Here is a 17,259-nt window from a genome sequence, read left to right on the forward strand (position 1 = left end):
GTGAAGGTGGCGGAGCGGCCGGGTCTCAGGTGCGCGCGGTCTTGAGCCAGGTCTGCTTGCCCGTGAGCATCCGCCACAGCCCCCACCATCCGGCGGCGAACCAGATGTAGCCGTAGAAGACGAAGACGTGCGAGAGCAGAACCGACCGCACGAGCCCGAGCCCTCGCTCGCGCCGGGAGTAGACCCAGCCGTAGGCGTACGCCGCGGTGAACGACAGGACGTACGGGCCGATGATCCACATCGGTGAGAACAGCGGGTGTCCCGCCTGCACCGAGCCGACGACGGTGCCGCCGGTGGCCACGAGGAAGGACAGCGGCAGCAGTGAGGTGAGCAGGATCAGGACCGGGCTGGAGAGGTGGTAGAGCAGGTCCACCGCGGCCCGGGTGGGCACCTCGCGCAGGATCAGCGGGACCAGTCCGGCCGACTGCAGATGGCCCTGGAACCAGCGCGAGCGCTGGCGCACCAGGCGCTTGACGTCGAGGACGGCCTGCTGGGAGACGGCGGCGGTGGTGCAGTGGTGGTTGGTCCAGCCGCGGGCGATCAGGCGCACCCCGAGGTCGAGGTCCTCCGTCAGGGAGTCGCTCCAGGGGCCCCTGCCGCTCTCGTCCATGAGGCTGTCCAGGGCGGACAGGCGCATGAACTGGCCGTTGCCGCCCATGCCGACGCTGCCGAAGTAGCGCCGGGCGGACTGGAAGATGTCGCCGTAGATGACGAACTCCATGTCCTGGAGCCGGGCGAGCATCCCCTTGTGCCGGTTGTACATCCGCACGCCGATCTGGGTGGCGCCGGTGCGCGGGTCGTCGAAGTAGGGGTCGACCGCCTGCACCACGTGGGGGTCGAGGCGGCCGTCGGCGTCCACGACACAGACGATGACGTCGGCGGGGTCGTGCTCCCGCAGGAGGCCGGATTCGCGGAGGTGACGGATGCCGGCGTTGAGGGCGGCGCCCTTGCCCTTGCGGGCGTTCGGCAGGTGCCGCTGGAGCAGCCGCACCCTGTTCGACGAGGAATGGGCGGCGAACCGCGCGATCTCGGCCGTACGGTCGTCGGACGCGTCGTCGATGACCAGGGCCATGAAGTTGCCGGCCGGCAGTGAGGTGATGCGGGCCAGGCTTTCCGCGAGCACCTTCTCCTCGTTCAGGCAGGCGAGGAGAAAGACGTAGAGACGTTCGGCGCGCGGCCCCCGGGCGTGGCGTATCCGTCGTCTCGACAGGACGAAGAGAGTGGAGTTGTAGCAGCCGGCCATCACGATGATGGCGATGCTCGACCACAGCATCGCTTCGGTGATCATGGACGGCCGCCGGAGTTCCGCAGTGCGAACCAGAATTTCACCGAAAGAAGTGCGGCGGCTATCGCGCAGTAGAGCAGAAAACCTGCTCCGGCCGCTTCCTGCAGTCCCCTGGCAAAGGGTATGCCCGGCAGAACTTCTGGGGCAGCCGTCAGCCCTGCCAAGGGCAGGACTGTCCCCAGAGCGGGTTTTCCGTACATGAGTTCCCCCCGGATTCCGCCTCGGCTTGAGGCGTGCGCAGGGAAAGTATCAGACCGTGGAGGGGGTTTAGGGGTCTGTGGTGAGAGTTGTTGAAACGGAACACTTACTTCTGTCTGCCTGTCGATTGTTGTGCCTGTTCACGACGGGTGTGTGACGCGTGTGATTTCTGGTCTGCACCAATTCGATTGTTCGTAATTGCCCGGACGGGACCGTAGTTGTCTATTGACACCCTTCTCGGGGGCCACAAGAATCAGCCAACTGTCGGGCTCTGACGCCTTTGGGTCAGGGCCCGGTGGCAGATCGCCAATCAGGGGGAAACACAATGAAACATTTGCGCGGGAGAACGGGTGCGTCCCGGATTTCCGTCGTCCTCGCCGTCGTCGCCGCCCTGCTGGGCGGCTTCACGCTTTCCACCGGCGCCGAGGCCGCGATAGCCCAGGACCCCGGCAGGCCCGGCCCGGCGCACGGGCTCCAGGGGGTGGGGTCCGCGTCGCTGTCCGGGGCGAGCACCAGCGACCTGAAGTCGTGGGTCAACGCCCGCCTGGCGAACGACCGCAAACGTCGCGCCGGCACTCTCACCGTCACCCCGGCACCCGCCCCGAAGGCCACGGTCACCGCCGCACAGACGCTCGCCGCCGCACCCGGCACCTCGGCCCTGGTCCTCTACGACACCACCGGCCCCTACGGCCACCTCGGCGAGCTCTACGCCATGGCGATCGCCAACCTGGCCGGCCACTTCGGCACCGTCACCGCCAAGCCGGTCTCCGCCTACACCGCGGGCATGGTGGAGCAGTACACCTCCACCGTCTACGTCGGCTCGACCTACTACGGCGGCTCGATCCCGGACGCCATCCCCGCCGCCTTCTACCAGGACGCGCTGAAGACCACCAAGCCCGTCAACTGGGTCGGCGACAACATCTGGGGCATGGCCAACGCCGTCGGCGTCGAGAACTTCAAGAAGAAGTACGGCTGGGATCCCACCAACTCGTACTTCGAGACCGGCGGCAGCGTCGGCAACATCAACCAGGTCACGTACAAGAACCAGACGCTGACCCGGAAGATCCCCGCCGGCTTCGACGGCGGCGTGCTGCACCCGGCCGTCGTCGACGGCCCGGACTACCCGGACATCACCGAGCTCGCCCAGGCCAAGGACGCCAACAGCGGTGCCACCAGCCCGTGGGCGATCCGGTCGGGCAACCTCACCTACGTCGGTGAGATCCCCTTCACCTACGTCTCCGAGTCCGACCGCGTCATCGTCTTCGAGGACCTCCTCTTCGACTCCCTGGCCCCCGCGACCACCGAGCGCCACCGGGCGTTCGTCCGGCTCGAGGATGTCAGCCCCAAGGCGGACCCGGCCCAGCTGCGGGCCATCGCCGACTACCTCTACGCGCAGAAGATCCCCTACGGGATCAACGTCATCCCGACCTACACCGACCCCAAGGGCGCGTACAACAACGGTGTGGCCGAAACCGTCACACTGGCCCAGGCCCCGCAGGTCGTCTCGGCGCTGAAGTACATGCTCCAGCGCGGCGCGGTGCTGATGAACCACGGCTACACCCACCAGTACGCCAAGGTCGCCAACCCCTACACCGGGGCCACGGGCGACGACTTCGAGTTCTTCCGCGCCCACGTCGACGCCGCCGACAACGTGATCTACGACGGGCCGGTGGCCGAGGACTCCACGATCTGGGCGCAGACGCGGGTGACGGCGGCGCTGAACGGGTTCACGCTGGCGGGCCTGCCCAAGCCCACGCTGTGGACTACCCCGCACTACGCGGCGTCCGCCACCGACTACAAGGTCTTCGGACAGAACTACACGGCGCGGCTTGAGCGTTCGCTGTACTTCGCGGGAACCCTGAGCGGCGGAACGGTGAACCCCGCCCGCTACATCGGCCAGTTCTTCCCGTACTCGGTGAAGGACGTCTACGGTACGACCGTGCTTCCCGAGAACATCGGCAACTACGAGCCCGAGCCCTACAACAACCACCCGGCCCGGCTGCCCGCGGACCTGGTCAACTCGGCCAAGGCCAACCTGGCCGTGCGGGACGGCGTGGCGAGCTTCTTCTACCACCCGTACTACCCGGTGGAGCCGCTGAAGCAGACGATCGAGGGCATCAAGGCCCTCGGCTACACCTTCGTCGGCCCCACGGCCCTGGCGCAGTGAACGCGATGAAGAGGGCGGCCGCCGTGCTGGCGGCGGCGGCCGCCCTCTTCGTCGCCGGATGCTCCTCCTCCGGTGACGGCGACGACCCCGGGCCGTCCCCCGACCGCACCCGGCCCGACAGCAGGAAGGTGAGCGGAATGCGGGGCATGACGCTGCCCTCGTGGAACACCGACGACTACGGCAGCCCCCAGGCCGAAACGTATCTCCGGCAGATCGCCGCCACCGGCGCCCGGTGGGTGACCTTCACCCCCACCTGGTACCAGGACCGCGTCACCGACGCGGCCATGCGCGTCACGGGGGAGACGGCCGGCGACGACAGTCTGCGCCACATCATCGGCCTCGCGCACGACGCGGGCCTGAAGGTCATGCTCAAGCCGCACGTCGACCTCACCAAGGGCGGGGACCGCGCCGAGATCAGGCCACGCGACCGCGACGCCTGGTTCCGCGCGTACGAGCGCTTCATCACCCACTACGCCGACCTCTCCCGCACCACCGGCGTCGAGCAGTTCTCCGTCGGCACCGAGCTCGCCGGGACCTCCGAGGACGGCGAGCGCTGGGGCCACGCCATCGCGGCCGTGCGCGAGCGTTACAAGGGCCCGTTGACCTACGCCGCCAACTACGACGAGTACCGCAAGGTCGCCTTCTGGAAGGACCTCGACGTCATCGGCGTCGACGCCTACTGGCCCCTGGCCGACAAGGCCACCAGCGACCCGGCCCGGCTGCGCCGGGCCTGGCAGCCGATCGCGGAGGAGCTCGCCGCGTTCTCCGAGCGGCAGCACCGCAAGATCCTCTTCACCGAGGCCGGCTACGTCAGCCAGCGCGGCTCCACCACCGCCCCCTACTCCTGGACCGTCAGCAGGCGCGACGGCGACGCCGAACAGGCGGCCGCCTACGAGGCCCTGCTCGCCGCCTTCGAGGGCAAGCCGTGGTGGGCGGGAGTGTGCTGGTGGATGTGGGACGACTGGCCCGACAGCGGCGAGACCGCGAAGCGGCTGGCGTACACGCCGCACGGCAAGCCCGCCGAGAAGGTGCTGCGCAAGTGGTGGGGCACGTCCTGACCGGCCCCCACCGGCGCGCGGACGAACGCGAACGCACTGCCAGCGGAGCGCTTAGGTGTCGCACTCCAGCTCCGTGCGGCACAGCGCGCAGCGCGCCCGCAGCCGCCCGCGCACCGGCACCCGGATGCGCTGGTGGCACGTGGGGCAGGGGAAGCTGACCCGCAGCGGGTCGGAGCCCTCGAAGGCGTAGCCGGCCTCCGCCGAGGCGGTCCGCGTGCGGCGGTCCCGGGCGTAGCGGTGCCGGCCCAGGCGGCCGGCGGCGGCCAGCGGGGGCCGGCGCCCGTCCCGCCGGGCGTGCTCGCGCCCCCGTGCGTACGCGTCGTACGCCTGCGCGCTGGTGAACCACGGTGAGGGGTCCTCGCCGAAGGCCTCGGCCCGCTTGGCCAGCACGTACCCGAACTCCTCGGGCGTCAGATAGCCCAGCTTCTGCGTCGTCACCGACGACTCGCGGTAGGCGTCCAGCAGCAGCCATCCCGCGCCCAGGTAGGCGGCCGCCGTGTCGGTGAGGATCTCGTTGTCCCGGGTGCCGGGGAACTCCAGGCCCAGCCGGTGCAGGTAGACGTGCATGACCTCGTGCGAGAGCGCGGCGCCGATGTCCTTGCGGTGGGTCTTGAAGCGGGAGTTGAGCTCGATGAAGTACTCGGGCCCGGCGGCGAGTTCGACGCTGCCCGCGTGCCGCATGTCGCGGAAGCTGACGATCATGCGGGCGTCCGGCAGCCTCAGGTGCCGGACCATCTCGCCGGCGATGCGCTGCACGCCCAGATACGGGTCTTCGTGGTCGGAGAAGGCCACGTCGGCCGGCGGCATGCTGGCCGCGAAGGAGCGCACGCCGTCGTAGGAGAGCCGCTTGTAGAGCGCGGTGATCGCCGCCCGCACCGTGTCCACGTGCGGGAATCCGTGCTGGATCGCGACGTCCGGGACCGAGCCGCCCACGCGTGACCACCCCCGTGCGGTTGCCGCTGCCCTTCCACTGTAGGGCGGGCGGCAAGACCGCCCCGGTCCCCGGCCCGCGGGCGCGTCCCGACTGGCCGAAAACCCCGCTAGGTGCGCGTGCCAACCGGTTCGATAATCACAGCGCGCATCGTTGTCATGAGCTCTACAACCCCCACCACGCGATGCGCACAACCTCCCACGGAAGGAAGCACGTTGCGCAATCACCTCATCGTGCTCAAGAGAATCCTTGCCGCCGGCGCGGTCGCCCTCGCCGCCCTCAGCCTCCAGCCCGGCACCGCCCAGGCCGCCCAGGACCGCGACCCCGACCCGCGCCCCGGGCCCGGCGTGGTCGGCGGCGTTCCGGCCGCACAGGGCGAGTTCCCCTGGATGGTGCGGCTGTCCATGGGCTGCGGCGGCGCCCTCTACACCCAGCAGATCGTCCTCACCGCCGCCCACTGCGTGAACGGCAGCGGCGCCAACACCTCCATCACCGCCACCGCGGGCGTCGTCGACCTGCAGTCCTCCCAGGCGATCAAGGTCAAGTCCACCCGCGTCCTGCAGGCCCCCGGCTACACCGGCACCGGGAAGGACTGGGCGCTGATCAAACTCGCCAAGCCCATCGGCCTCCCCACCCTCAAGACCGCCGACACCACCGCCTACAACCAGGGCACCTTCACCGTCGCCGGCTGGGGCGCCGACCGCGAAGGAGGCAGCCAGCAACGTCTCCTGCTCAAGGCCGACGTCCCCTACGTCGACGACCAGGCCTGCGCGGGCGCCTACGGCGACAGCCTCACCCCCGCCGAGGAGATATGCGCCGGCTTCCTCGAGAAGGGCGGCGTCGACACCTGCCAGGGCGACTCCGGCGGACCCATGTTCCGCAAGGACGACGCCGGCGCCTGGATCCAGGTCGGCATCGTCAGCTGGGGCACCGGCTGCGCCCGGCCCGGCTACCCCGGCGTCTACACCGAGGTGAGCACCTTCGCCTCCGCCATCAAGTCCGCCGCGGCGAGCCTCGGCGGCTGAGTCCCCTCACCGGCTGAGTCCCCTCACGGCCGGGCCCGACGACCGGCCCGTACCGGCGGGCCCGGCCGTCCGCTGACCCGGACGGCCCAGCCCGGTACGGGCCCGGCGTGTCCTCCCCGGCGTCTCCGGAGACCGGTTCCTCAGGGCCCGGACCGGTCTCCGGTATGACACGGAGGGGGGTCCGTCATCCTTTCGGCCGAGACGACAATGGTCGGACAGTCGAGGTGTGGGGCGCGTAAACGTCCGTAACGTAAGGGGAGTGCCACCGAACGACCGGCGGCCGCAGTCCGAGCCGTCCGTTACGGAAAGGCACTCTCCGTGTCCGTCAAGTCCCGCCTCGCCGCCACCGCCGTCCTCACCGCCGCCGTCGCGGCCGTGGTGTACCCGACGGCCAGTGCGTTCGCGGTGGACAAGCCCGACCACGACGCCCGCCCCAGGACCACCACCGTGCGCCAGGTCCTGCTCCCCGACGGCAGCCGCGCCAGCCTCACCACCGGCAGCGGCGGCACCAGCGTCACCGTCACCACCCACGGCACGCGCCGGAGCACCATCGACGCCGCCCGCCCCTCCGCCGACCTCGACCGGCTCCACCTGCGCATCATCGACGGCGGGGGCACCCGCCCCACCCTGCGCGCCCAGCTCGACGGCAGCCGCCTGACGCACTACTACGACTTCGCCTCCGGCACCCTGCGCCACACCCCCGAGGCCTCCGCCACGACCACCGGCCACCAGGCCGTCACCGGCGCCACGAGCGGCGGCCCCGCCACCGCCGCCGTCGTGGCCCCCGCCACCCCGCCCGCCGTCTCCCCGCAGGGCACACCGCAGACCGCGCCGGCCGCGCACCGCCCGCCCCACGACACCTCCGGCAACCCCGTCAAGCGCGTCGTGGAGGCCGGCCAGGTCATCAAGGCCAGCCACGACGTCGGCGACGCCGTCACCCCCGCCCTCGCCGGCGGGGTGGCCCTGCTGGCCGTCGGCGGCGGCGCGTACGGCGTGCGCGTGGCGCTGCGCCGCAACGGACGCACCGAGGGCTGACCGGCCGGGCGCCCGCCGGAGCGCCCGCGGAGTGCCTGCGGTTGCGGCGCGCGGACGCCCCCGGTGACATGGAAGACGCCCCGGCATACGGCGTGTGAGGAACGAGGGCACAGTTATGGCGATCACCGTGGTCATCGCGGACGACCAGGAGATGGTCCGCACCGGCTTCCGGATGATCCTGGAGAGCCAGTCCGACATCGACGTCGTCGCCGACGTCGTCGACGGCGAGGCCGCCCTGGAGGCCGTCGAGCGCCACCGGCCCGACGTCCTCCTCCTCGACATCCGCATGCCCAAGCTGGACGGCCTCGAGGTCACCCGGCGGCTCTCCGAGCTCTCCGCCGCCCACCCCGAGCGCGGCCCGCGCCCCCGCATCGTCATCGTCACCACCTTCGACCTCGACGAGTACGTCCACACCGCGCTGCGCAACGGCGCCTCCGGCTTCCTGCTCAAGGACGCCAGCCCCGCCATGCTCGTCGAGGCCGTGCACGCCGCCGCCGTCGGCGACTCCCTCATCTCGCCCGCCATCACCGTCCGGCTGCTGCGCGACATGGCCGCCACCGGCACCGGCTCCGCCTCGCCCGCCGTCAAGCAGCCCGCCGAACCGCTCACCGACCGCGAGGCCGACGTCGTCCGCTGCCTGGCGCGCGGCGCCACCAACGCCGAGATCGCCTCCGAACTGTTCGTCTCCCTGTCCACGGTCAAGACCCACCTGGCCAACGTGCAGCTCAAGCTCGACGCCCGCAACCGCGTCGAGATCGCCGCCTGGGCCTGGGAGAGCGGACTGGCCACGAGCGGCACGTGAACGGCCACGAGCGGCACGCGAATGTTTACGCGGGGCACGGGAACCGGGCCCGCACGTGAACCCGTGGGTCCTGCGGACCGCCCGCTCCCCCCGGCGGGCGGGCTGCGGCAAGGCCGCCCTCGGGGCCGCCCTGCTCTTCCTCGTCGGCTTCGAGGGCTTCTCCCTCGCCCGCCAGCCCAGCCAGCCGCACGCCGTCGTCCTCGCCTCCGGCGTCGCCGTCTGCCTGTGCGCCCTGCCCTGGAGCTGGATCCCGCTGACCGTCCGCGCGAGCGTCGCCGTCGCCGTCTCCTGGACCGCCTCGCTCATCCTGATGACCGGACAGCACCCCACCGTCGTCTGGGGCGTCGGCGAGGACGTCGCCCTGCTCGTCCTCCTCACCGAGATCGTCTCCCGTTCCCCGGCCCGCGTCGCCCGCGTCCTGGGCCCCATGCTCGCCATCGCCGCCGTCGCCGCGCCCGTACGCGACCTCAACCCCGGCGGCTTCACCGCCCTCTTCGTCGTCCTGACCGCCGTCGTCGGCGCGTACTCCCTGATCCTGCGCGGCCACGACGCGCAGCGCGTCCGCGACATGGCGGCCGTACGCACCGCCGAGCGCCTCGAACTCGCCCGCGAGCTCCACGACCTCGTCGCCCACCATGTCACCGGCATCGTCGTCCAGGCCCGCGCCGCCCGCTTCACCGCCCTGGAGGGCCCCGCCGCCGCCGACACCCTCGAGCGCATCGAGACCTCCGCCAGCCAGGCCCTGGGCGCCATGCGCCGCCTGGTGGGCATCCTGCGCGAGGGCGAGGCGGAGACCGAACCGGTCGCCGGGCTGCCCGAGGTCCGCGAGCTGACCGAGGAGTTCACGCGCACCGGCCCGCCCGTCGCCCTCTACATCGAGAAGGGCATGGAGAGCTGGCTGCCCGGCGAGGTCGCGGCGGGCGTCCACCGCGTCGTCCGCGAGTCCCTCACCAACATCCGCAAGCACGCGGCGGACGCCACCGCCGTACGCATCGGCGTGCGCGGCGTCCCCGACGGGGTGGAGCTGCGCATCGCGGACGACGGCAAGCGGGCCGCCGGCCTCTCCGAGCAGGCGCGCGGCGGCGGCTTCGGCCTGGTCGGCCTCGCCGAACGGGCCAAGGCACTGGGCGGCCGGCTGCACGCCGGACCCGTGCCGGAGGGCGGGTGGCAGGTGACGGCGCTGTTCCCCGTGGACCGCGAGCGGCGGGGCTGAGCGGGAGCCCGGCAGTTCCCGGATCCGGTTCGCCGGCGGCTCAATCCGCGCACGGCGCAAAGGCTTGGGGCGGCGCCTTCTTGATCATTAGCGTGACGGGCATGACAACGATGCGGACCGTCGAAGTGACGCCGGACATATGGATGCTGCAGTTCCCCGTCGGACAGGCCTACGTGCTGCGCCTGCCGGGCGCCCACGGCTGGGCGATGGTCGACGCCGGGCTCCCGGGCCATGCCGAACCGGTCCTCGACGCCCTCGCCGGCCTGGGCGCGCGCCCCGAGGAGCTCCGGGACATCGTGCTGACCCACTCCCACCTGGATCACACCGGTTCCGCCGCGGCCCTGGCGGCGGCCACGGGCGCGCGCGTCCTGGCGGGCGCGGCCGACGCGGCCGTGATCCGTGGCGAGGCTCCCGAGCCGCCGCCGGTACTGGAGGACTGGGAGGTGCCGCTGTGGGAGTCCGTCCAGGCGGGCCTCACCGACGCCCCGCCGCCGGCGCCCTGCCCGGTCGACCGTGAGCTGGGGGAGGGCGACACCCTCGACTGGGGCGAGGAGGCCCGCGTCGTCCACGTCCCCGGGCACACCGCAGGCAGCATCGCGCTGCACCTGCCGGCCTCCGGCGTGCTCTTCACCGGCGACACCATCGCCAATGTCGAGCAGCTGATGCCGGGCGTCTTCAATGTCGACCGGGCGGGCGTCATCGCCGCCTTCCGCCGCCAGGCGTCGCTCTCGGACGTCGACGTCGCCTGCTTCGGGCACGGCGCGCCGGTCGTCGGCGGCGCGGGCGAGGCGCTGCGCGCGGTGGCGGCCGGGCTGTAGCGGGTCCTAGCCCTAGTCCTGGCCCTGCTGTCCGTAGCAGAGGCAGAAGGGGTGCCCCGCCGGGTCCGAGAACACCCGGAAGCCGGACGGGCTACCGCCGCTGTCGTACAGGAACGTGGCACCCAGCGCGACGACCTCGCGCTGGGCACGCTCGACGTCGTCGACGTCGAAGTCCAGGTGGAACTGCTGCGGGTGCGCCGGCTCGGGCCAGCGGGGCGGGTGGTACTCGCCCTGGACGCCCTGGAAGGCGAGCCGCTGGCTCTTGCCGGGCGCGTTCAGCCACACCCAGGAGGGGTCGCTCTCGTCGGCCTCGACCTCCCACCCCAGGACGGCCGCGTAGAAGTTCGCCAGGGCGAGCGGGTCGGGACAGTCGATGACGGTGCACTGCATGGTGGCGATCATGAATAGATGATGCCGCAGGGGCCTATGTGAGTGCGGTCCGCTTCACGGACGCGATGAAGGCGGACCAGGCCGGCGCCTGGAATATGAGCGGGGGGCGGGTGGTGTCCTTGCTGTCACGGACCGGGACGATGCCGGTGGGATGGTGCGGGGCGAACTCCAGGCAGTTGCCGCCATCCCCACCACTGTGGCTCGACTTGGTCCAGACGGCCCGACATATGTCGGGGGTGCTTCTCATGGAACGTACGCCTCCATCACTTCACGAATGAGGGCCAGTGAGTCGTCCGCTGACAATGCCGAGGCGCGAAGCCGGTCGTATGCCGCCCGCGCCTCAGCGACGTCCGTCGCGGAGTCGTGCACCTGCCCGCCGATCTGCGGACTCTCCACGTAGAGAACCTGCTGCCCGTCATGCTGAGTCAGCACGATAAACGGCAGGTGCGAGGTCGGTGCTCCCGCCCTGAACGGAAGCACCTGGAGCACGACGTGCGGCGACTCGGCCGCGTTCAGGAGATGCCGGAGCTGCCCGCGCATGACGTCGGTGCTGCCCACGACTGTCCGCAGGATCGACTCGTGCAGGATGACCCACAGCAGCGGGGGATTGGGTGCCTCCATGACCTGGCGCCGCTGCAGGCGCGCCTCGACGCGCCGCTTGATGTCCTCGGCCGTCTCGCGAGGGTGCGCGGCGCGGAAGACGGCCTCCGCGTACTCCGGTGTCTGCAGAATGCCCATGATGAACGCGTTGGAGTAGTCGCAGATCGTCGCGGCTTCCCGTTCCAGCTTCAGGTAGGGCACGAACCATGCCGGATGGCCGCGCTCGCAGATGCGGTCCCGTAGGCGGCTGAAGTAGCCGGACGTGCGGAAGAACCGGTCGCACGCCGCCGCGAAGCTCTCGCTGCCGAGCTGCTTGCCGTTCTCGACCTTGCTGACGTAGGGCACTTGGTACAGCGTCGCTTCCGCGAGGTCTTTCTGGGTTTTACCCGCGTGTTCGCGGGCGTACCTGACCTCGAGGCCGAAATAGGCCGGTCCGTCCTGGGGCTCGCTGGCGCGTGAAGGTTCGGTCATGTGTTCAACCCCCGGTGTTTCCAGTGCTGTTGGAAACCTCTTTCCTCTTCCTGAGCCTATGCGCGGGGCGCAACTCTCGAGTTGCGCACAGTGAAAGTCGCTCCCCGCGGGCGACACGACCGCAGAGGTTGCCCCATGCCCCATACCCCCGAACGCGCGGGCGAAGCCACCGCCTACACCCCCGCCCTCGGCGAACTCGTCTGGGACGCCGCGCGCAAGCGCGTAGGCGAGGTCATGGACCGCCAGTGGTCCCGCTACCAGCTGCGCCCACCCGGCGGCGGCATCGAGTGGCACGCGGAACCCCACGACCTCCGCCCCTCCGGGGCCACCCGGCAAGGGCAACGCTGCGAGGAGTGCTCGCGCATCAAGTCCGCGTACTACGCGGCATCGCGCGTCGGCGACCGCGACGGCGCCGCGCAGTGGACCACGGCGATGGGCCTGCACCAGTGGGCGGCGCACGAATGATGGCGACGCGGACGCGAACGTGCCCCCACCCCGAGGGCGGGTGGGGCGTCACGCACGGGATCGCCACCTGCCGCGCCTGCGGGGTCCGGCGGTTCGTGGACTACGGGGCGCTGCGTCTGCCGGGCCAGGCCGTCGCCACGGGGGAGAGAGTCTTCGCGACAGGCCCATCGGCGGCGGTGCCCGGCTGGCATGATGGCGCTACGACGACGGAGGTGCGAATGTGACCGAACCGGCTGATTGGGCGGCTGTCTGCGACCAGGCGCGTCAGGAGAGCGGCTACAGCGGGCCGGAGCCCGCCAGGACCGTCGATGCGATCGGCGCGGCTCTCCGGCTCGACCATAGAGCCGACTTCTACGCGGAGCTGGGCACCTTGGTCGACGGTGCCGCGTTCGACGTGTTCCTCGATCACTGGTGGACACAGGCCCTGGCCGACAACGCTCGCGACGAGGCGGCCAGAGAGGCGGCCATCGACTTCGCCGACCTCGCCGTATCACTCCGCGCACGCGCCGCGGATGGCCCCACCTACACCATGGCCGAGGTGGAAGCCATGCTGGCGGATGCCTCGTGACGTATACCGTGATCTGGGAGAAAGAGGCGACCGCCGGCCTGCACCGTCTGAAGGCTCGCGACGGCGACAAGGTCAGACCGCTGGTCCGGGCGGTCAACGCGCTCGCCGGGGATCCCGAGCCGGCTGCGAGCAGCAAGCTCGGCAACGGTGGGCTGCGACGTCTGCGTGTCGGTGACTACCGGGCGACGTACGAGATCGACGGCAGGCACATGGCGATCAAGGTGCTCATGGTGGGCAAGACCTTGGCGTGACCCGCCTACCGCGCTGTGGGCCGTGGCCGTGCCGGGGGCGGCGAGGACCTGGCCGCGTTCGACGTCGTCGACGGCCGGTCGTTCGACGGGCCAATCGAAAAAATCATGGATTGCGGGAAACCCGGCTCCGGGGCGCGCGCGAGGCTGCACGATGTGAATCCGCCGACTCTCCGCAGCTCATCCCCTAGGTGGCCCGCATGCCCGCACCGCATTCCCGAAGCGATCGCAGCTACGCCCTGTGGGCGGCGGTCATCACGGCGGTGGGCGCGCTGCTGGCCGCGCTGATCACCAAGTACGGGCTGCCGTCCTTCTCGTCCGACGCGTCCGACCGCTCCTCGGCCCGGCACGACGGCGGCGTGCCGGACGCGTTCCTCGGGCAGTGGCGGGGCGACGTCACCGAGGAGGGCGTGCGGCCGTCCGTCTATGCGGCCGCCGTGTCGATCACCGAGGCCGGGCCGGGAGGCGAGGCCGGCGGCATCGAGTACACGGCTCCCGGGCTGCTGTGCAAGGGGGTGCTCGTGCTGCAGGAAGTCGGTGACGACCGCAGGACGATCACGCTGGGGGAGGAGATCAGGTCCGGACGGTGCGTCCCCAGGGGGCGGATCACCCTCACCGCGGGGGCCGAGCGCCATGTGACGTTCTTCTACACCGGCAAGAGGCACGACGGCACCCTCCAGGTGGTCAGGGGAGAGCTGGACAAGGGCGCCTGAGCCCGCGCGCCCGCAACATCAGTCCAATACCGCCCCCGGTTTGTCCATGGTCACCCCAGGCCCCGCAGCCCCACGGTGAGGCGGTGACCGCAGACCAACCGCGCCCCCACGGCCCCAGCCGACGGGCCGTCGTCGTCACCACCGCCCTGGCCGGACTCGGCCTCGGCACGGCCGAGGCGGCAGCGCACGGCACCGAGGCCGTCCTGCGCTCCGCCGAGCTCGACGTCCGCGTCGACACCTCCTTCCCCCGCGTCCTGTCCTACACCGACCGCGCCACCGGCGCCGTGCTGCACGGCCAGGAGGACGCCGTCACCTCCCTGCTCGTCGACGGCGCCGAGCACACCCCCCGGGTCACCCACGCCCTCTCCCCGGCCGGCGACCGCGCCGCCTACGTCCTCGCCCTGGCCGGCGGCACCCGGATCGACGTGGAGATCCGCGTCGAGGGATGGCGCGTCGACTGGCGGGTCACCCGCCTCGCCGACACCCCCGCCCTGCCCGTGGGAACCCTCGCCGTCCCGGGCCTGGCCCTGCTGAGCGTGCGCAGCACCCAGCCCGGCGCGGCCCTGCTCGCGGCCCGCATCCAGCTGGACGCGGCGAAGAGCGGCGACACGCTCGTACGCCTCACCCCCACCCCGCCGCCACCCGACGCCTCGCCCATCGGATGCGCGTACGCCGTCGTCAGCACGGACCGGCTCGCCGCGGCCGTCGAGACCAACACCGTCCACGACCGGCCCGACCGGTCCACGGCATGGGAGAACGGCCGCCTGTGGCGCCAGACCCTCAGGCGCGACGGCTACACCAAGGCCCAGCTCACCTGCGGGCAGTGGACCCACCGTGCGGCGGGCGCGCACACCACCGACCCGCTGCCCTGCGCGAGCGTCATCGTCACCCGGGACCGCAACGGCGACGGCACCGTCGACTGGCAGGACGCGGCCATCGCGATGCGGGACATCATGGTGAACCCGCCCGGCGCCGACGAGCAGCACCTGCGCGTCGTCCCCCACATCCCGTTCAACTTCGCCAGCCAGGCGACCAATCCCTTCCTCGCCACCCTCGACGCCGTCAAACGCGTCCACCTCTCCACCGACGGACTGCGGCAGTTCACGCTGCTCAAGGGGTACCAGTCCGAGGGGCACGACTCCGCGCACCCCGACTACGGCGGCAACTACAACGAGCGCGCGGGCGGCCTGGCGGACCTGAACACCCTGCTGCGCGCCGGAAAGCGGTGGAACAGCGACTTCGCCGTCCACGTCAACACCACCGAGTCGTACCCGGTCGCCAACGCCTTCTCCGAGACCCTCGTCGACAAGAACGACCGGCAGTGGGACTGGCTCGACCAGGCCTACCGCATCGACCCGCGCCGCGATCTGGTCTCCGGCGACATCGCCCGCCGCTTCCGCCGACTGCGCGAGGAGACCGACCCCGCCCTGACCACCCTCTACATCGACGTCTTCCGCGAGTCGGGCTGGAACTCCGACGCCCTCCAACGCCTGCTGCGCGAGCAGGGCTGGCAGATCACCAGCGAATGGGGGCACGGCCTGGAGCGCTCCAGCCTCTGGTCCCACTGGGCCACCGAGACCGACTACGGGCCCGACACCTCGCGCGGCATCAACTCCCGGCTCATCCGCTTCCTCCGCCACCACCAGAAGGACGTCTTCGCCGACAAATGGCCCCTCCTCGGCACCGCCAGAACGGGCAGCTTCGAGGGCTGGCGCGGCAAGACCGACTGGCACGACTTCACCCGGCGGATCTGGGAGGAGAACCTGCCCGCCAAATACCTGCAGGGCTTCGCCATCCGCACCTGGGACGACCACGAGATCACCCTGGCGACCGAGGCGGGATCCCGGTCCACAGGGGGCGGCTCCGCGTCGCCGGCCGTGATCACGACCCGCGTCCGCGACGCCGACGGCACCCGCCGCGTCACCACCGACGGGCGTACGGTCCTCGCCGGCCGCGCCTACCTCCTGCCCTGGGAGCCCCGGCGCGCCACCGACCCCGCCCGGCTCTACCACTACAACCCCGACGGCGGCACCACCACCTGGACCCTGCCCCGCGGCTGGTCCCGGCAGCGGACCGTCTTCCTCCACCGCCTCACCGACCAGGGCCGCGCCGACACCGCCGAACTGCCCGTACGCAGGGGCAGAATCACCGTCACCGCCCGGCCCGGCACGCCCTACGTCCTCACCCGCCGGCGCGGCCGCCCGCCGGCCGACCCCGGCTGGGGCGAAGGCACCCCCCTGCGCGACCCCGCCTTCCACTCCGGAACGCTCGACGCCTGGCGCGTCACCGGCCACGCCACCGTCGAGACGAGCCCCCTCGGCGACGGGGAGCTGGTCATGGGCCCCGGCCCGGCGACCGCCGTCGGCCAGCGGCTGAAACGGCTCGCGCCCGGCACGTACGCGGCGTCCGTGCAGGTCGAGGTCGGCGCCACGGCGGGGGAGCGGCGCCGGGCCGCGCTCGAGGTCCGTACCGGCGACGGCCTCACGGCGGTCAACTGGACCGACACCTCCACCGCCGTCAATCACGTCGCCGCCGACCGCAAGCACGGCACCCGCTTCCAGCGGCTGTTCACCTGGTTCACCGTGCCGCCCGGCGGCGGACCGGTGACGCTGTCGCTGACGGCGGCGGCGGGCGACGCCCGCGTCAGGTTCGACGCCGTCCGCATCGTGCCCGGCCGGCGGGCGAGGGCCGAAGGGGCCCTGGTCTTCGAGGACTTCGAGAACGTGCCCCAGGGCTGGGGGCCCTTCGTCAAGGGCGACGCGGGCGGCAGCACCGACCCGCGCACCCACATCGCGCGCCGCCACGCGCCCTACACCCAGCGCGGCTGGAACGGCAAGGCCGTCGACGACGTCATCGACGGCACCCAGTCCCTGAAGTCGCGCGGCGAGAACCCGGGCCTGGTCTACCGCACCGTCCCGCACACCGTCCGCTTCGAGCCCGGCCGCCGCCACCGCGTGAGCTTCCGCTACGAGAACGAGCTGGCGGGGCAGTACGCCTGGGTGACGGCCGTCGATGAGCCCGGGGCGCGCGAGCTGTCGCGTACGCCCCTGCCGGTCGCCGTGGAGCCCACGACGTACTCCTACGAGTTCACGGCGCCCGCTACGGGTGAGGCGTGGGTGGGGCTGCGGAAGACCGGGGAAAACGGGACCGCTGAGTTCGCTCTGGACGGCTTCATCGTGCAGATAGTCGGGCAATAAACATTCACGGGGTTCCGTCCCGTTGGTCACCGTCATCGGCCGGTGACCAGCGGGACGGGAGTACCACCCGGACCG

At 71.6% G+C, this 17,259-nt stretch carries 18 protein-coding genes; 13 read left to right on the forward strand and 5 right to left on the reverse strand.

Translation table 11 applies throughout. The features are described 5' to 3' along the window. Positions 1 to 25: 25 nt before the first annotated feature. The gene (locus AB4K12_RS09190; protein WP_368433691.1) at positions 26 to 1,288 is read right to left on the reverse strand and encodes a glycosyltransferase; all 1,263 of its coding nucleotides are present in this window, start codon (positions 1,286 to 1,288) and stop codon (positions 26 to 28) included. A 529-nt stretch (positions 1,289 to 1,817) separates the two neighbouring features. On the opposite strand from AB4K12_RS09190, the gene AB4K12_RS09195 reads away from it, so the two are divergent. Continuing rightward, positions 1,818 to 3,650 (forward strand): DUF2334 domain-containing protein, encoded by a 1,833-nt coding sequence (locus AB4K12_RS09195; protein WP_368433692.1) that lies wholly within the window; start codon positions 1,818 to 1,820, stop codon positions 3,648 to 3,650. 5 nt (positions 3,651 to 3,655) lie between these two features. Further along, positions 3,656 to 4,708 (forward strand): hypothetical protein, encoded by a 1,053-nt coding sequence (locus AB4K12_RS09200; protein WP_368433693.1) that lies wholly within the window; start codon positions 3,656 to 3,658, stop codon positions 4,706 to 4,708. Positions 4,709 to 4,759: 51 nt separating this feature from the next. On the opposite strand, the gene AB4K12_RS09205 is transcribed toward AB4K12_RS09200, so the two are convergent. After that, positions 4,760 to 5,641, reverse strand: a complete 882-nt coding sequence (locus tag AB4K12_RS09205; RefSeq protein ID WP_368433694.1) for a hypothetical protein — start codon at positions 5,639 to 5,641, stop codon at positions 4,760 to 4,762. A gap of 213 nt (positions 5,642 to 5,854) precedes the next feature. Here AB4K12_RS09205 and AB4K12_RS09210 point away from each other — a divergent pair, with 213 nt between their 5' ends. From AB4K12_RS09210 to AB4K12_RS09230, 5 genes are all read left to right on the forward strand, one after another. Continuing rightward, positions 5,855 to 6,664: a serine protease gene (locus tag AB4K12_RS09210; RefSeq protein ID WP_368433695.1), complete on the forward strand. Its 810-nt coding sequence runs from the start codon at positions 5,855 to 5,857 to the stop codon at positions 6,662 to 6,664. A gap of 318 nt (positions 6,665 to 6,982) precedes the next feature. Next, positions 6,983 to 7,699: a hypothetical protein gene (locus AB4K12_RS09215; protein WP_368433696.1), complete on the forward strand. Its 717-nt coding sequence runs from the start codon at positions 6,983 to 6,985 to the stop codon at positions 7,697 to 7,699. Between the two features lie 115 nt (positions 7,700 to 7,814). Continuing rightward, entirely contained in the window at positions 7,815 to 8,501 is a 687-nt protein-coding gene (locus AB4K12_RS09220) for a response regulator (RefSeq protein WP_368433697.1), read from the forward strand. A gap of 55 nt (positions 8,502 to 8,556) precedes the next feature. After that, positions 8,557 to 9,714: a sensor histidine kinase gene (locus tag AB4K12_RS09225; RefSeq protein WP_368433698.1), complete on the forward strand. Its 1,158-nt coding sequence runs from the start codon at positions 8,557 to 8,559 to the stop codon at positions 9,712 to 9,714. A 101-nt stretch (positions 9,715 to 9,815) separates the two neighbouring features. Next, positions 9,816 to 10,532: an MBL fold metallo-hydrolase gene (locus AB4K12_RS09230; RefSeq protein WP_368433699.1), complete on the forward strand. Its 717-nt coding sequence runs from the start codon at positions 9,816 to 9,818 to the stop codon at positions 10,530 to 10,532. 12 nt (positions 10,533 to 10,544) lie between these two features. Here the strand turns inward: AB4K12_RS09230 and AB4K12_RS09235 are convergent, their stop codons facing one another. From AB4K12_RS09235 to AB4K12_RS09245, 3 genes are read right to left on the reverse strand one after another with little or no spacing between them, the layout of a single operon-like run. Next, positions 10,545 to 10,934 carry a VOC family protein gene (locus AB4K12_RS09235; RefSeq protein ID WP_368433700.1) on the reverse strand — a complete coding sequence of 130 codons (390 nt, stop codon included), beginning with the start codon at positions 10,932 to 10,934 and terminating at the stop codon, positions 10,545 to 10,547. Between the two features lie 22 nt (positions 10,935 to 10,956). Next, entirely contained in the window at positions 10,957 to 11,169 is a 213-nt protein-coding gene (locus tag AB4K12_RS09240; RefSeq protein ID WP_368433701.1) for a DUF397 domain-containing protein, read from the reverse strand. After that, entirely contained in the window at positions 11,166 to 11,993 is an 828-nt protein-coding gene (locus tag AB4K12_RS09245; RefSeq protein ID WP_368433702.1) for a Scr1 family TA system antitoxin-like transcriptional regulator, read from the reverse strand. The genes AB4K12_RS09240 and AB4K12_RS09245 overlap by 4 nt, the downstream gene beginning before the upstream one ends. 135 nt (positions 11,994 to 12,128) lie before the next feature. On the opposite strand from AB4K12_RS09245, the gene AB4K12_RS09250 reads away from it, so the two are divergent. The 6 genes from AB4K12_RS09250 (at position 12,129) to AB4K12_RS09275 (ending at position 17,184) form a co-directional block, all read left to right on the forward strand. Beyond that, positions 12,129 to 12,458 (forward strand): hypothetical protein, encoded by a 330-nt coding sequence (locus AB4K12_RS09250; protein ID WP_368433703.1) that lies wholly within the window; start codon positions 12,129 to 12,131, stop codon positions 12,456 to 12,458. Continuing rightward, complete coding sequence (locus AB4K12_RS09255) at positions 12,458 to 12,682, forward strand: DUF6255 family natural product biosynthesis protein (protein WP_368433704.1); 225 nt, start codon at positions 12,458 to 12,460, stop codon at positions 12,680 to 12,682. Before AB4K12_RS09250 ends, AB4K12_RS09255 begins: the two co-directional genes overlap by 1 nt. Next, entirely contained in the window at positions 12,679 to 13,026 is a 348-nt protein-coding gene (locus AB4K12_RS09260; RefSeq protein WP_368433705.1) for a hypothetical protein, read from the forward strand. The genes AB4K12_RS09255 and AB4K12_RS09260 overlap by 4 nt, the downstream gene beginning before the upstream one ends. Beyond that, positions 13,023 to 13,277: a type II toxin-antitoxin system RelE/ParE family toxin gene (locus AB4K12_RS09265; RefSeq protein ID WP_368433706.1), complete on the forward strand. Its 255-nt coding sequence runs from the start codon at positions 13,023 to 13,025 to the stop codon at positions 13,275 to 13,277. Before AB4K12_RS09260 ends, AB4K12_RS09265 begins: the two co-directional genes overlap by 4 nt. A gap of 197 nt (positions 13,278 to 13,474) precedes the next feature. Continuing rightward, positions 13,475 to 13,987 carry a hypothetical protein gene (locus AB4K12_RS09270; RefSeq protein ID WP_368433707.1) on the forward strand — a complete coding sequence of 171 codons (513 nt, stop codon included), beginning with the start codon at positions 13,475 to 13,477 and terminating at the stop codon, positions 13,985 to 13,987. Between the two features lie 83 nt (positions 13,988 to 14,070). After that, complete coding sequence (locus AB4K12_RS09275) at positions 14,071 to 17,184, forward strand: endo-alpha-N-acetylgalactosaminidase family protein (protein WP_368433708.1); 3,114 nt, start codon at positions 14,071 to 14,073, stop codon at positions 17,182 to 17,184. Positions 17,185 to 17,259 lie beyond the last annotated feature (75 nt).

The sequence above is a fragment of the Streptomyces sp. C36 genome, assembly GCF_040932295.1.
Taxonomy (GTDB): Bacteria; Actinomycetota; Actinomycetes; order Streptomycetales; family Streptomycetaceae; genus Streptomyces; species Streptomyces triculaminicus.

Excerpts from the sequence above, each read along its gene's own strand:
- AB4K12_RS09190 (WP_368433691.1), bottom strand. The coding sequence starts at position 1,288 with ATGATCACCGAAGCGATGCTGTGGTCGAGCATCGCCATCATCGTGATG.
- AB4K12_RS09200 (WP_368433693.1), top strand. The coding sequence starts at position 3,656 with ATGAAGAGGGCGGCCGCCGTGCTGGCGGCGGCGGCCGCCCTCTTCGTC.
- AB4K12_RS09220 (WP_368433697.1), top strand. The coding sequence starts at position 7,815 with ATGGCGATCACCGTGGTCATCGCGGACGACCAGGAGATGGTCCGCACC.
- AB4K12_RS09230 (WP_368433699.1), top strand. The coding sequence starts at position 9,816 with ATGACAACGATGCGGACCGTCGAAGTGACGCCGGACATATGGATGCTG.
- AB4K12_RS09235 (WP_368433700.1), bottom strand. The coding sequence starts at position 10,934 with ATGATCGCCACCATGCAGTGCACCGTCATCGACTGTCCCGACCCGCTC.
- AB4K12_RS09240 (WP_368433701.1), bottom strand. The coding sequence starts at position 11,169 with ATGAGAAGCACCCCCGACATATGTCGGGCCGTCTGGACCAAGTCGAGC.
- AB4K12_RS09245 (WP_368433702.1), bottom strand. The coding sequence starts at position 11,993 with ATGACCGAACCTTCACGCGCCAGCGAGCCCCAGGACGGACCGGCCTAT.
- AB4K12_RS09250 (WP_368433703.1), top strand. The coding sequence starts at position 12,129 with ATGCCCCATACCCCCGAACGCGCGGGCGAAGCCACCGCCTACACCCCC.
- AB4K12_RS09255 (WP_368433704.1), top strand. The coding sequence starts at position 12,458 with ATGGCGACGCGGACGCGAACGTGCCCCCACCCCGAGGGCGGGTGGGGC.
- AB4K12_RS09270 (WP_368433707.1), top strand. The coding sequence starts at position 13,475 with ATGCCCGCACCGCATTCCCGAAGCGATCGCAGCTACGCCCTGTGGGCG.